Source organism: Pseudoalteromonas sp. QJM3NY_12, from assembly GCF_056173165.1.
Genome location: NZ_CM149661.1, coordinates 351,669 through 366,502, shown reverse-complemented (window position 1 = coordinate 366,502; position 14,834 = coordinate 351,669). Strand labels below are relative to the sequence as shown.

Sequence of the window (14,834 nt, the reverse complement as noted above, 5' to 3'; positions counted from 1 at the left end):
CTAACTGTTATTAACTATAACAACGACAAAGCGCGTGAGCTAAAAGGATAAATCACGCTTATAAACAAATTTTGCGGCATGACTAGCTTTGAGTATAGCTAAAAATAAAGTGTATTATTTAAGCAAGTTTGTTATGCTTGGTGGAGAACTAAATTACTAGGTTTATATTATGCGTGTTTTTAAAATTGGATTATTAATCACGTCGGTAAGTGTCATTATTGGAGCTGCGTCGCTTTCTTCAAATACTGAGCAAGAATTAAGTTCAGCCAACACTTGTCTTCATAAAGATCAAACTAACGCTATTAATCATAGCGCAAATCGCTGCATTCAAATTCAAGAAGACTCTTCTTGGGCTTCTTGGCTAACCGGCAATAGCCGCAGTGCCCAGTTTCATTACCTAGATTTCCTAGAGTTATTAACAGGTACTGACGACAACCACAAGCCATCTTCAATCAAACCATTATTTTAATTAATGCAGCATTTCTTAAGCGCGTTACAAAGTGTGCTAGCGGCATTTTTTGGTGTGCAATCTGAAGATAAGCGTCAAACAGACTTTAAACACCACTCCCCTATTACATTAATAGCTATTGCCGTGATACTTTTTGTTTTATTTGTACTGGCTATTTACGCAACCGTGACTACGGTGCTAAGTACATAGCCATTAGCTCATCTACTTTATTTCGTGAACCGCCTTTTGGGCTAATCGTGCGTTTAACCTGAATTTTATCCAAAGAAGCTTGGCTGTAAATTTTGCGTGTCCATACCGTATCGTGATTTGAAATAAGGACTGGCGTATTATTCTCAAAAGCTGCTTGCTCAGCTAAGTTCGCTAAATTAGCCTGATCATCCAAATTAAACCCGCCTTTTGCATACGAGGTAAAAGATGCAGTTTTACTTAATGGCACATACGGCGGATCGCAGTAAATCACTGCATTTTTAGGCACCAGCTTGAATACATCATCATATCCTAGGCAAGTAAATGTAGCTTGTTGCGCTTTGCTAGCAAAAAAGTACATTTCTTTTTCAGGAAAATAAGGCTTTTTATATTTACCAAAAGGTACATTAAAAATGCCCTTTAAATTATAGCGGCATAATCCGTTATAACCATGGCGGTTCATATATAAAAATAAGATGGCTCGCTCATACACATCACTGCTTTGATTAAACTGCACACGATAATCATAATACGCATCTGAGTGGTTGTTTAAATCAACAAAAAGCTTTTTAGCATCACTAATTAACTCATCAGGCGAACGCTTGAGCTCTTTATATAAATTGATTAAATCAGCATTAATATCGTTGAGTACATAGTGTTTAAAATTGCTATTTAAAAACACTGAGCCCGCACCAACAAAAGGTTCAACCAAGGTATCAGCATGCTTACTTGCTTGATTTAGTCGCGCGTTAATATCTTCAACGAGGCTGTATTTTCCGCCAGCCCATTTAAGGAAGGCTCTACTCTTTTGCTGCATTGGCTCTTTACTTCAATTCGGTGTTGCGCGATTTTACACTAAAGTTACTGAGTTTACTGATCAACTCGTGCAATTTCTTGTTTTATTTTACTAATTTTTTTATAGAAAGGTTTATTTTTTCTAACCTCAGCAGGAAGTACTTGCAGTGCTTGTTTTGCCTCATTTAAGCTAACAAAGCTGCCTGTAGTTACTACCCACCACATTTTACCATTTCGTTTAGTTTGGTAGGTATTAGTGATATTTTCTAGCTCATGTTCAACAATAAACTCATTTCCTACCTGCTGCTGAGTTACAGCTAAGAGTTGAATAACAAAATTATTCTCAGGTTGTTGTAAGTACCAATTACTGGGTGTTTCTACTATTGGGTTTTGCGGCTTTGTTTGTGCAGGTTTAGTAACCGGTTTTTCTTCAACGGGTTTTGATGCCGGCTTTTCCTGTTCAACAACACTCGTTGATTCCGTTAAGCTCCCAACAATCGCTGGAACATTGTTATTGGTGTTTTGGGTGGGCTTTTGAAGGTCAGCTGCTGGCGGCTCACTACTTAAAGGCACTAGCTTCTGTGGTTTATTTTCAATAGCTTGCTCAGTTGTAATGGCGGTTGATAGCACTTGCTCATCAATTTGGCGATTAGCATTTTCCCACCACTGGGTCATATCGGCTTTGTACACAAGGCCAATAATCAACAGCATAATTATTAATAACAATGTGAGCAGCTGTAATCGCCAAGATACCTTATCTTTAACGACAATATCTGCAACCTGCTCGCTTGGCTGCCAGGCTAATAACAGGCTTGGGTTACCTTGAGCTTCAACTAAAAAAGTTTGAAAGACAGGATCTTCATCATAGGGTAGGCTCGTAAAGTACCACCCCATAAGCTGCTTACTTTCAGCTATATTTAATGGTTCTAAATGAATATTTACTGCATCTTTAAAGGGTAGTTTAGACTGTGATGCAATCATAATATAAAGCACATTAGGTGCATTTTTTGATAGTAGCTCAAGCTCTGCGATTAGCTCTTCGGATAGGTGCCTGCCGCCATCAACAACCCACAAGCACGCCCCACATTGTTGTTGTTTCGCTAATTGATAATAGTTTTGCGATAAGCTTAGATTATGATCAATTAAAGGGGCGTTAAAACTTTGCTCTAATAACTGAGTCATTAACTGCACATCAGTCATCTGGGCACCGACTTGCACAAATGCTTTATTAAAATCGTTATATTTATCAGTAATGAAGGTTTCAAGCAAATAGCTTTTACCTAGACCAGAGGTGCCTAATAAAACAATTAAGTTTTGACCATATTCAAATTGTAATGCGATTCTATCCACCAAAGCTGCACGGCTTGGTAAAATTTGTGACTGCATTTATTGCTCAATCAATGCTCTAACTTGATCATCTGATACATCATCAACTAATGCACATTGACCAAATTCGGTGGGTAAAATAAATCGGATAGTCCCTTTTTTATTCTTTTTATCTTTGCGCATATGCAGTAAAAATTGCTCACTGGTCATATCGTTAGGGATATCGATTGGTAAATTATACGCTGCTATTAATGTAGTAATACGCTCTAGGTCTTGCTGTGTTAAATCGTTACGAGTATGAGCAAGCTTGGCAGCAAGCACCATACCTGTCGCTACGGCTTCACCATGTAACCACACGCCGTACCCCATTTGTGCTTCTATTGCATGGGCAAACGTGTGTCCTAAATTTAATAGTGCACGCAAGCCTTGCTCTTTCTCATCTTGAGCAACGATGAGTGCTTTAATTTCACAGCATCTAAAAATAATATGCTGTAAACAGGCTTCATCTAATTGTTGTAATTGAGTGATATTTTGCTCTAAATAAGCAAACAATTCAGTATCGTAAATCAGGCCATATTTAATAACTTCAGCCATGCCTGCAGCAAACTCACGGGTAGGTAAAGTATGTAGCGAACGCGTATCTACAAACACAGCTTGTGGTTGGTAAAAAGCCCCTATCATATTTTTACCCAGCGGATGGTTTACTGCTGTTTTACCACCAACGGAGGAATCTACTTGAGATAATAACGTGGTAGGAATTTGGATAAAAGGCACACCGCGCTGATAGCAGGCCGCAACAAAACCAGTTAAATCGCCAACTACGCCACCACCTAATGCAATTAAACAGGTGTCACGACCGCAGTTATTTTCAAGTAAGAATGCTGATATTTTTTCAAACCAGGTGAGTGATTTATATTGCTCGCCATCTGGAATAATAAAATGAAGTGGGTTTTGCTGTGATAATGAGTCAAGCAACTGCTGAAGATAGAGCGGCGCAATAGTGTCATTAGTGATGATGATAGGCCGACAATCACCAATGTGATGGATTAGACGGCCTGTATCTTGAAGTGCAGATTGACCAATATAAATAGGATAACTTCGCTCGTCTAAATTAACAGTTAATTCAAGCATGCTGGGTTAGTCCTTTTAATACTGGCTTTTAAAAATCCAATTTCTCGATTATTTGGTTAGCAACAACTTTCGCGCTCTGCTCATCAGTGCGTACAACAAAATCAGCTACTTCTTTGTATAATGGTTCACGCTCTTCTGCTAAGCGCTCAAGTACATCACGAGGTGCTTCTTCTGTTTGCAGTAATGGGCGACGCTTGTCGCGTTGCGTACGTGCAACTTGCTTTTCAATCGGTGTCTCTAGGTATACAACAATACCACGAGCCGAAAGCTTGTTTCGAACTTCTTTACTCATTACTGAGCCACCACCAGTAGCAAGAACAATACCTTGCATCTCGGTTAAATCGCCAATAACAGATTCTTCACGAAGTCTAAAGCCTTCTTCACCTTCAAGATCGAATACCCAGGCAATATCTGCGCCCGTGCGACGTTCGATTTCTTGATCAGAATCAACAAATTCAAGGTGTAATTGGTCAGCGATGTGACGACCAATCGTGCTTTTGCCAGCCCCCATGGGGCCAACTAGAAATATATTACGTTTCTCAGCCATATCTTTTAGTACAAACGAACTCTAAAATTTGAAATAAAACCCCGCCTAACGACCTGGCCCCAAAATTAAGAAAGGGATTATCTCAGTAATCGGTCGGGTATTTCAAGTCAATTAGGATAAAAAGCCATATAACGAGCAATTAAACTAAATAATTACCCATTGGTTAACAAAAAAGCACCTTATTATAGGCAAATTTATCTTCTAGGGTTAAAATTTATGCAATTAAAGGCTACTACGTGTTACTTGGTAAACGCTTTTGCATAGTAATTTCACAAAAAGCTCAGTTACAAGCAACATTAACGCAGTCTTAAAATGCATCCGCAGTACAGTACACAATAAAAATTATATACTGCCTAATTGTACATTTACAGGGAGTGTTCACACCAAGATAACTAAATAACATGCCAAAACCGTCTAGTTTGTTGTTCAGCCTAGATAGTTTGAATAACCTGAGCCCTGAAGAGTTAATCTATCTCTGCAGAATTCAGGTTAGGTAATTAGTCTATTTGAATTTTAGGTGTGACAAAAATCAGCAGTTCGCGCTTTTCATTAAACTCGCTTGTGCTTTTAAATAGTCTTCCTACGTAAGGAAGGTCGCCCAATAAAGGTACCTTTTTGGTCGAATTAATAATTTGCTGTTGAAAAATACCACCCAACACTACCGTTTGTCCATTCTCAACGAGAACTTGAGTCTCAATTTGTTGCGTATCAATGGCAACAGCTGGGCCAGTTCCTGTTTGAACGGTATCACCACGGGTGTCTTGAGTAATTATTAAGTTTAAAATAACTTTGTTGTCTGGTGTGATATGAGGTGTCACCTCTAAACTCAACACTGCTTTTTTAAAGCTTACGGTTGTTGCGCCACTCGAAGCAGATTCAACATAGGGGATCTCGGTACCTTGCTCAATGCGTGCTTTTTGCTGGTTAGCAGCAGTGATACGCGGACTCGCAATAATTTCACCCTTATTCTCTTCTTCGAGCGCGGTTAATTCTAAATCAATTAATGTTCCATTGGCTAGTTTAGCTATATGCATACCAATACTTGCCGATGGATTCGCTACAGGTAAATTAACATTGAGTCGATCTGTAAGACTCGGAATATTCCCATTAGAAATTGTTTCAGCACCTTCTAATGTACCAGAAACACCATCAGAACCTTGCTGATCGCTGAACCCCCAACGAACGCCTAAGTCTTCGGTTACATTATCACGAACGGTTACCATGCGCGCCTCTATAACCACTTGTTTGACGGGGATGTCTAAGGTTTCGACCATGCGGCGAACACTTTCAATACTTTTCGCGGTGTCTTTCATTAGTAGCGTATTGGTTCGCTGATCAACAGACACGCTGCCTCTCGCTGTAATAATACTATTGGTATCTGTTTTTAGTAAGTCGGCAAAATCTTCTGCTTTGGCGTAATTTAAACGGATGTATTCGCTATATAGTGGCTCTAAATCCTCCACTTGTTGCTTTGCTTTTAACTCTTTTGCTTCACGGGCAGCAAGCTCTTCAGATGGCGCTACCATTAAAATAGAGCCATCCATACGTTTGTCTAAACCTTTTATTCTTAGCACTACGTCTAACGCCTGATCCCAAGGAACACCATCTAAGCGAAGGGTAATGTTGCCAGTCACTGAGTCACTAGTTACCAAGTTAAAGTCATTGTAGCCCGCAATAATCTGTAATACAGCACGCACAGAGATATCCTGAAAGTTAAGCGTCATAGGACGGCCTAAGTACTCTTTACCTCCATCTAAGAATCCATTTTGAGTCTCGTCTTTTTCAACCGTTAAGGTAAAAATATTTTCTATTTGCTGATACGTGTAAGCAAAAGCTTTATTAGGTTCAATTACAATGCGTGTCAGATTATCTTCCTTAAACGTTTCTATACTGCTCACCACAGTACCAAAATCGAGTACGTCTAATTCATACAATAAGTCATCTAAAATATCGGTATGGTGAAACTCTGCAATGATTTTCCCGCCACTTTCATGAACCTCGATAGCAGCCTGTGTATCTTGCAGATAAACAAGTACTTTTGCTTCACCTTTTTCACCGCGGCGAAAATCAATTGCTTGAATGCCATTGATATAATTAGAGGCACGAGCAGGTGCATCTTCACTGGTTGTTACGATTTGTTTTGCTAGAGGGTTATCAGATATTCTTATTGAAAATAGGTTGTTATTAACTTCTGCCTCATAAATTTTTAATCGCTCCAAGTTAATGGTTACTTTTAAACCTGCACTAGTCATCATGCTACTAATGTTACTTATCCCTGCTTGGTTAATAACAATATTTGCCAACCCTTCATCTAGTTCAACTGCATTAAATAATAACTCTATCCGTGCCGGATTATTAAAAACTTGTACATCAGGTTGTTGCTGTAATTCTTCATCAAATACCAGCTGTAATTCGGTTTCACCTTTAAGTAATGGGTTATATCGAACGTCGTAGAGTAAAGGAGCTGCACTGACCGTTTTCATCATTAGTAATAAAAATACAAATAGCAACGTCGTTAAAATACGGTGGTGCGAACACTCATCTTTATGCATATAGGGAGTACCATTTTTCTTATTAATTTGCGCCATTAGTTGCCGCCTCTAACATTTCTAATTTGGTCAAACGTTCTTTCCAACAACCTGACCCATCAGGGATTAATTCTACTAATTCAATATAGTCACTATTAACACTGCTTACTTTTCCATCATAGGTGCCTAAATAGCTTCCTATAGATACTCGGTGTAAGGTGTTATCAGCAGCTGTAATGAGCGCCCATGTATTACTGTTCGACCCTATCGTTCCCTTCATTGCTAAATTATCTAATGGGTACTTCTCCAGAGGCTGACGGACACGCTCTGGATCTGGGTGAAGACAGTTTTTAACTTGTGTTAGCTTATTTTGTATAATTTCTGGTTCTGGTGCTACAAAAGGGCTACGTATATCTTTGGCGTTATATTCAAAGTGTTCAAACTTAACTAACTCAGGTATTTTTTCAACACGTGCTGTAGTGTTTGCCTTAACCTGGTCAATAAACTCTTTTTGCTCAGATGTATCTTCATTACAACCACTGAGCAACAATATTACGACAGTTAAAAAGGGAAGTTGCTTCATCATCTTACCCCCTCTTCATAACGATAAGTTTTTGCTACTACACTGAATGTTAGCTGCTTTTCGCCAGATGATAAAATAGAAAAGTCGTGCAAACTTACTATTCTCGGCAATTGAGCCACTTTTCCTACAAATTCACCGAACTCATGATAAGTGCCTACTACTTCAATTTTAATGGGTAGCTCGGTATAGAACTCTTTTTCAACTTCTGGTAGCCAACCAATTTTTAAAAATGTTAGGCCGCTGGTTGTACCCACATAGGAAAGGTCATCTAATAATCCTGGCGTCTCATTTGAGGTAGGTAGGCGTTTTAATAGCTGAGAAAACTCATCTTCCATCTCAACCATTTGTTCACGATAAATATCGAGCTTGCTGGCAACTGCATATTTAGTTCGGTAGGTTGTGCGTAATTCTATCTCTTTGGCCACTGCGTTATGGTAGCTTTCAATTTCATCCGACACTAATAAGCTATAGCTAAAAAACAATACGAGACAGGCAACAAATGCGCCGCATATTGTTTTTACAATAACAGGCCACTCACCTATGTTATCGAGCTCTATTTCATTCCAATCTATTTCTGTAAGCGACTTAAAATCAAGGTTCATTAGGTACCTCGCCTATTTTACCAAATGGTTTTACGTAGAACTCCATATTAAAATCGCTGAGTAAACGAGAGGATTGATCGCCTGCAACAATGCCTTGCATAGTCGGGCGCTCTAAAAGATAAGAACTTTGCACCTGTCGAAGCATAGTAGACAAACGATTATTAGACTCACTTTTACCTAACACATGAATTTGGCTACCTTTACGCTCAAGCTTAGTTAAATAAACTCCAGCAGGCACTATTTTTGCCACTTCATCCATTATTTGCGTACCTAAATTACGGCTACTTTGTAGCTCTTCAATTAAACGCATCCGTTGTTGTAGATTTTCTTTTTTCATGTCTAAGTCGCGTATATCGCGAATTTTCTGATCGAGCATTGTAATTTCTGAGCTGAGATAGTTATTTTTAAGCATTTGCCCTTCTTTTAGAGCGCTATAAAATGCACTCAGCGCATACATGGTTACGAAACAAACAATAACCACTGCCATCAGCAATGTTATAAATTTCTTTTTAGACTGCTCACGCTGAAGTTCACGCCAAGGTAGTAAATTTATATGTGGCATGATGAAAAACTCCTCAACGCCAAACCAGTTGCAATCGCAAACTGAGTGCGGTGGCGCTGTATTATATTACGATCTACTCTAGGTGATATTTCCATTTTATCAAATGGTTCAACAACAACCGTGTGTATTCCTAATTCTTCGATTAATAACCTATCAACACCTTTAATCATCGCTGATCCGCCCGTCAGTACGATGTAGTCCAACTGCTCTTTGCCTGTTGTTGTTAAAAACATTTGCACAGCACGACGAACTTGCTGCAATAATGAGGTTTGAAAAGGCGCTAACACTTCAAATGTATAATTAGGCGGTAAATCACCCGTTGTTTTACCAATTTCAGCCTCATCAAAGCCTTTGTTGTAGTAAGCAACAATACTATTTGTATATTGGTCACCACCAAATACTTGGTCGCGGGTGTAAATAGTTTCACCAAATTGCACTACACTGACCAAGGTAAGCACCGCACCTATATCAACTACTGCAACGGTTTTATCAAACGCGTCTGATGGTAGCTGTTGGTAGTAAACATCCATAGCCCGGCTTAATGCATAGCTTTCAACATCCACAACTTTTGCAGTTAAGTTGGCAGCACTAAGTGCGCCTACTCTCGCTTCCACACTTTCCGTTCTCGCTGCAGAAAGTAGAACATTAATTTTGCTCGGGTCGGCACTGTTAGTAGAGAGTTTTTCAAAATCTAAACTGACTTCATCTAATGGATAGGGGATCAAGCTATCGGCTTCAATTTCAATCTGTGATTCTAATTCAGCGTCGCTTAAGGAAACATCCATGAAAATGACTTTGGTAATCACTGTTTGCCCTGAAACAGCAACAGCTGCAAATTTTAGTGACTTTGGAAGCTTTCGTTTTAACTTGGTTATCACATTGCCAATTGCTTCAATGTCTTGAATGTTGCGCTCGCTCATAGCGCCTTTAGGCATAGGTTCAATTGCAAGAGCTTCTAATCGAAGCCCGGTTTCTGTTTCACTTAAAAGCACGGCCTTGATAGAGTGCGATCCTATATCAATACCCACCATCATAGGTGATGGTTTTTTTATCAATTGACTTAGCATGTTTGCAACTTTGCCTTTGTTTTAATAATAAACAAGTTATAATTTATATCTTAAAAAATATTATTCAATTTTTAATCAATATATACTAGCAGTCTCAACCTGTAATTGGGAGTCCGTTTAGGGAAATATCAGTGATTTTATTAAAAAGAACTTTACAATTTTTGATCATTTGTGCATTACTTGCACTAATTACATTGCTCAGCCTTTATTACTACGTTAAATCCGATATCCCAAGCGTGCAAGTTTTAAAAAACGTTCAATTACAAACGCCTATGCAAGTATTTACCAAAGATGGGCTTTTAATCAACCAATTTGGTGAAAAAAGACGTATCCCTGTAACTATAGATCAAATTCCTGAACCTTTATTACAGGCTTTTTTAGCAACAGAAGATAACCGTTTTTATGACCATATCGGTATCGACCCAATTGGTATTGTTCGCTCAGCACTAGTACTTATTTCTACCGGTGAAAAAAAGCAGGGTGCCAGTACAATCACCATGCAGTTGGCTCGTAACTTCTTTTTAACGCGAGAAAAAGCCTATATTCGTAAAGTAAAAGAAATATTTATTGCCATCCATATCGAAAATTTACTTTCAAAAGATGAAATCTTTGAACTTTATCTAAATAAAATAGAGCTAGGAAACCGCGCCTTTGGTATTGGTGCAGCCGCTCAGGTTTATTATGGTAAAGAGCTAAAAGAGCTTACTCTTGCGCAAATGGCAATGATTGCCGGTTTACCCAAGGCGCCTTCAGCACTTAACCCTATTCGTAACCCAAAGCGAGCCAAAGCCAGAAGAAATGTAGTGTTAGGACGAATGCTAGATGAAAAGTATATTTCTAGAGCGCAGTATAATGAAGCCACGAACCAACCAATTACCGCTTATTTTCATGGGGCTGAAATTGACTTATATGCACCATATATTTCAGAAATGGTACGTGCTGAAATGGTGTCGCGCTACGGTATAGATAAAGCCTATAACTCAGGATTTAAAGTGTATACTTCTGTTGAGTCAAATATTCAACAGGCGGCACAAACGGCTTTGGTTAACAATTTACATGCCTATGATATGCGCCATGGATTTAGAGGCCCTGAAGCCATTTTATGGGATCCACAAACAGAGCCCACACCTTCTGATTCTAAGTTATTAAACATTTTGAAAGAGGCCAATGAACTAGGCCCTCTAAAAGCCGCTGCAGTTTTAAATGTATCCGACAGAAGCGCGGAAGTAATACTTAAAAGCGGCGAACGCACAACATTGACTTGGGATAATCTGAAGTGGGCGCGTAAGTTTATCACCCGTTATCGCCAAAGCTTTGCTCCTGAAACAGCAAGCGATATATTAACGCCTGGCATGCAAATATGGCTGCGTAAAAATGATGACAACAGCTATATTTTGAGTCAAATCCCTGAAGCTGCAAGCGCCATTGTGTCTTTAGACCCACAAGACGGGCGTATAAAAGCCATTGTAGGCGGTTACAGCTTTGAACAAAGCCAATATAACCGTGCAGTGCAAGCTAAACGCCAAGTTGGCTCTAATATTAAGCCATTTATATACTCTGCTGCACTTGAAAAAGGCTACACCTTAGCGTCAATTTTAAATGATGCTCCTATAAATCAATGGGATAAAAGCCAAGGTGTCGCATGGCGACCTAAAAATAGCCCTGCCATTTATAATGGCCCTATTCGCATTCGCCGTGCTTTAGCACAATCAAAAAATGTGATTTCGGTACGTTTATTACGTGGTGTTGGCTTGCAACGTACAGCCGATCATTTACTTAAATTTGGCTTTGCAGATGAAGATATAAATCGCAGTGAATCGCTGGCTTTAGGTAGCGCATCTATTACTCCACTAGAGTTAGCTCGTGGTATGAGTACTTTTGCCAATGGCGGCCACTTAATCGAACCTTACTTTATCTCTGAAATTCAAGATGCCATGGGCAACACCTTATTTAAAACTAACCCGACTGTAATTTGTGATGATGAAGCAACAACGCCTAGCTCGCTAATGCTAAGTGAGCAAGTAGCACCAAACTGCGCGCCGCAGATCATATCTAAACAAAATGCATTTTTAATTGCCAGTGCTATGAACAGCGCAATTTGGGGGGGTGGTAGCTGGTCTCATAAAACAGGTTGGAGTGGTACAGGATGGCGTGCACAAGCGCTAAAACGTCGCGATCTGTCAGGTAAAACAGGCACTACCAATGATTCTGTAGATACTTGGTTTAGCGGCTTTAATCGCGATGTGATGACCTCTGTTTGGGTTGGTTTTGACAACCCTGGAAATACTCTGGGGCGCTCAACCTATAACAATAACTTAGGAAGTGGCCAAATATCAGGCGCAGAGTCAGGTGCTAAAACAGCTCAGCCTGCATGGGTTGATTTTATGAGAGTTGCACTGGATGGTAAACCTGCGGCACCTATCGAACCACCTGAAGGCTTAGTTTCTATTCGTATTGACTTAGAAACGGGGCTGTTAAGTCATAAAAACGATTATACCAGCCGTTTTGAGTACTTTGAGAAAGGGACCGCACCTACAAAATATGTGTTAGCACAGCCAAATGATGTATTTGAAGAAAGCACTAAAACCGAAGAAGAGCTCTTTTAAACAATGCTAATATATAAAAGGCCGCTGAATAGCGGCCTTTTTGATGGTCTAGGTAATATTTTGTACCAACCAATATAAGTCAGAGTGCACGCCAGCTGCGGTCACTTCTTTACCCGCACCGGGGCCTTGTATCACTAATGCGTTTTGATTATACCACTGAGTATTAATCACAAAAATATTATCGCCAGATGTTAAATTAGCAACCGCTTCGCTTTTTGGTACATAGGCAATTCCTACCTTAGCGTTTAGCTTGCTGTTTTTAAACTCCAGCAATCCGGTATAACACAGTGCAGCACTTTGTTGCAAAGCCGCTTCGAAGTGCTGCTTGATAAACGCATCTAAACTGGCCTTGTTATCAACAAAGTCATCCCAACTGCCCGCACTTAGCTCATCGGGCATCAATGCGGATAAAGAAATGTCATCAAGTTCCAATTCAATACCTAATTCACGCGCCAAAATAAGCAACTTGCGTTGCATATCTCGGCCAGATAAATCTTCTCGCGGATCAGGTTCGGTGAACCCCAAAGCTTGTGCTTCAAGCACTAAATCTGAAAATGCCTTGCTGCCATCATACATACTGCATAACCATGACAGCGTGCCAGAAAACACGCCTTCTATACGCGTTATTTTATCGCCACTGTTTTGCAAATCGGCCAGTGCAAAGTTAATCGGTAATCCGGCTCCCACACTGGCATTATAACGCCAATGTAAGCCGCGCTGTGCCAAATCTTCACGTAATGCTTGATACCAGCTCAGCGGAGCTGTGCCTGCGTATTTATTAGCACTAATTAAGTGACAATTTAATTCCACAAATTTGCTATAAAGCTGGCTAAAATATTCACTGGCGGTAATATCAATCACTACCTTATGTTCATACTCAAGCGTATCAATGTATGACAGCAAATCAGCTTGCTGATAGGGGCTTGCATGGTTTTCCCATTGCTGTTGCCAGCTCTCACAGTCTAACCCATTGGCATTAACCAGCATCTGCTCTGAGCGTAGTAATGCTACTAACTTAATGTTAAAACCTGATGATAAACGGGCTAGTTGTGCTGGTAGTTGGCGCATAAATTCGGTACCCACATTACCAAGCCCTGCAATAATTAAAGCTATTTCTTGCGCTTTATTGATCAATTTATCATGCAGTAAGCTCAGCACATCACTCTCAAGTACCTGATCGGTTAATAATAACGTATAACCGTCACCAAAATGAGTAAACCTAGGATGGATTGATTGCGCTTGAAGTACAGCTGCACTTTGCTCACTGAGCATCGCTATATCTTGCTCTGATGCAATAATTGCAACCCCATTTAAGTTAGACTCACTAATGTTGGCGCGGCCAGCAAAATAATTAACCACCTGATATGTCGCCGACGCAGGGACTACCAAGTAAATTTCGCCCGCATGTTCGAAGTGATGCAAACTATGCTGAATAAGCTGACTAACATGCGCTACCTCGCCTTCACTCAAATCATCAACAGTAAGTAAATCCACATTGTTAATCGTGGTTAAAAAGCGCTTTTGTTTACTCATTCCTAATTTAACTATTTCGGTATGGCTGCCTTGAAGATCGTAACTACTGCGAACAATTAACTCTATATCGGTCCCTTTTAATGGCGATAATGTTTTAGCATGTAGTACGGGGTTACCTAATCTAGCCAATAAATTAGCTTGTTCGCGGCACACCCGCGCATACTTAATCGCATTAGCTACCTTACGCGGATCAGTACTAAAAACACCTTGAGTGTCAGTCCAAATAGACACTTTTTTAGCATTGCAATATCGTGCTAATAAAGTAGCACTGTAATCACTGCCGTTACGTCCCAAGGTCACGGTTTCATGTTGTAAATTAGCCGCAATAAACCCTGTAACGACATTAATTTTGCTTGTATCTATGGCTTTTAAGCACTGCTGCTGATTATTAGCATGCTGTAGCTGCCCTGCGTCTAACGTAAATAATTGCCTAGCGTCCAGAGCGCAAGCACTAACGTTAAGTTGCCCTAAGTAAGCGCTTAATAGCCTTGCAGACCATAATTCGCCATGAGCTAATAGCCACGCTTCAGTTAATATGTTTTGCTTAGCCTGCTGAGTAATAATGCTTAGCTCAGTGGCAAGTATATTGAGTGCTTCATGCTTAGCACCCGCTATAAGCAATTGTTCAATTAGCGAAGATTGATGATTACTTATTAATAAAATAATGTCAGCAATCGCTTGGGTATCTTGCTGTTCAAAGCTTTGCCACAATTTAACCAAGGTATCGGTGGTTTTACCGGCAGCAGATACCACCACACAATCCCCGGCTTGAGCATGAGTTAAAATAATATTTGCGACACTTTTAAAGCGATCCGCTGAGCTTAAACTCGAACCACCAAATTTATGAACCTGATTTACCATGTTAATACCAACTCGACTTCATGTTTTATATTTTCAAA

General features: G+C 39.8%; 13 protein-coding genes. 3 read left to right on the top strand and 10 right to left on the bottom strand.

Annotated elements, in window-relative coordinates:
* The first annotated feature begins 169 nt into the window (after window positions 1-169).
* Window positions 170-469 (top strand): hypothetical protein, encoded by a 300-nt coding sequence (locus AC0VZ5_RS01675; protein WP_138607184.1) that lies wholly within the window; start codon window positions 170-172, stop codon window positions 467-469.
* Between the two features lie 3 nt (window positions 470-472).
* A complete protein-coding gene (locus AC0VZ5_RS01670; RefSeq protein ID WP_138607186.1) occupies window positions 473-658 on the top strand; it encodes a DUF2970 domain-containing protein in 186 nt (61 codons plus the stop codon).
* On the opposite strand, the gene AC0VZ5_RS01665 is transcribed toward AC0VZ5_RS01670, so the two are convergent.
* From AC0VZ5_RS01665 to AC0VZ5_RS01625, 9 genes are all read right to left on the bottom strand, one after another.
* Window positions 639-1,472, bottom strand: coding sequence for a Dam family site-specific DNA-(adenine-N6)-methyltransferase (locus tag AC0VZ5_RS01665; protein ID WP_464710316.1), 834 nt, complete (start codon window positions 1,470-1,472; stop codon window positions 639-641). The genes AC0VZ5_RS01670 and AC0VZ5_RS01665 overlap by 20 nt on opposite strands.
* Window positions 1,473-1,525: 53 nt before the next feature.
* Window positions 1,526-2,836 (bottom strand): AAA family ATPase, encoded by a 1,311-nt coding sequence (locus tag AC0VZ5_RS01660; RefSeq protein WP_475473939.1) that lies wholly within the window; start codon window positions 2,834-2,836, stop codon window positions 1,526-1,528.
* A complete protein-coding gene (gene aroB, locus AC0VZ5_RS01655) occupies window positions 2,837-3,907 on the bottom strand; it encodes a 3-dehydroquinate synthase (RefSeq protein WP_475473937.1) in 1,071 nt (356 codons plus the stop codon).
* A 28-nt stretch (window positions 3,908-3,935) separates the two neighbouring features.
* Window positions 3,936-4,454, bottom strand: coding sequence for a shikimate kinase AroK (aroK, locus tag AC0VZ5_RS01650; RefSeq protein WP_008466255.1), 519 nt, complete (start codon window positions 4,452-4,454; stop codon window positions 3,936-3,938).
* Between the two features lie 497 nt (window positions 4,455-4,951).
* Window positions 4,952-7,042, bottom strand: coding sequence for a type IV pilus secretin PilQ (locus tag AC0VZ5_RS01645; RefSeq protein ID WP_138607194.1), 2,091 nt, complete (start codon window positions 7,040-7,042; stop codon window positions 4,952-4,954).
* Window positions 7,029-7,565 (bottom strand): pilus assembly protein PilP, encoded by a 537-nt coding sequence (locus AC0VZ5_RS01640; RefSeq protein ID WP_171039617.1) that lies wholly within the window; start codon window positions 7,563-7,565, stop codon window positions 7,029-7,031. Before AC0VZ5_RS01640 ends, AC0VZ5_RS01645 begins: the two co-directional genes overlap by 14 nt.
* Window positions 7,565-8,167 (bottom strand): type IV pilus inner membrane component PilO, encoded by a 603-nt coding sequence (locus tag AC0VZ5_RS01635; RefSeq protein WP_138607198.1) that lies wholly within the window; start codon window positions 8,165-8,167, stop codon window positions 7,565-7,567. The genes AC0VZ5_RS01640 and AC0VZ5_RS01635 overlap by 1 nt, the downstream gene beginning before the upstream one ends.
* Window positions 8,157-8,729 carry a PilN domain-containing protein gene (locus tag AC0VZ5_RS01630; protein WP_464710331.1) on the bottom strand — a complete coding sequence of 191 codons (573 nt, stop codon included), beginning with the start codon at window positions 8,727-8,729 and terminating at the stop codon, window positions 8,157-8,159. The genes AC0VZ5_RS01635 and AC0VZ5_RS01630 overlap by 11 nt, the downstream gene beginning before the upstream one ends.
* Complete coding sequence (locus tag AC0VZ5_RS01625; RefSeq protein ID WP_138607202.1) at window positions 8,717-9,796, bottom strand: pilus assembly protein PilM; 1,080 nt, start codon at window positions 9,794-9,796, stop codon at window positions 8,717-8,719. The genes AC0VZ5_RS01630 and AC0VZ5_RS01625 overlap by 13 nt, the downstream gene beginning before the upstream one ends.
* Window positions 9,797-9,927: 131 nt before the next feature.
* Here AC0VZ5_RS01625 and AC0VZ5_RS01620 point away from each other — a divergent pair, with 131 nt between their 5' ends.
* Window positions 9,928-12,402 (top strand): penicillin-binding protein 1A, encoded by a 2,475-nt coding sequence (locus AC0VZ5_RS01620; RefSeq protein WP_138607204.1) that lies wholly within the window; start codon window positions 9,928-9,930, stop codon window positions 12,400-12,402.
* 48 nt (window positions 12,403-12,450) lie between these two features.
* On the opposite strand, the gene metL is transcribed toward AC0VZ5_RS01620, so the two are convergent.
* Window positions 12,451-14,796 carry a bifunctional aspartate kinase/homoserine dehydrogenase II gene (gene metL, locus AC0VZ5_RS01615; RefSeq protein WP_475473934.1) on the bottom strand — a complete coding sequence of 782 codons (2,346 nt, stop codon included), beginning with the start codon at window positions 14,794-14,796 and terminating at the stop codon, window positions 12,451-12,453.
* Window positions 14,797-14,834: the final 38 nt, after the last annotated feature.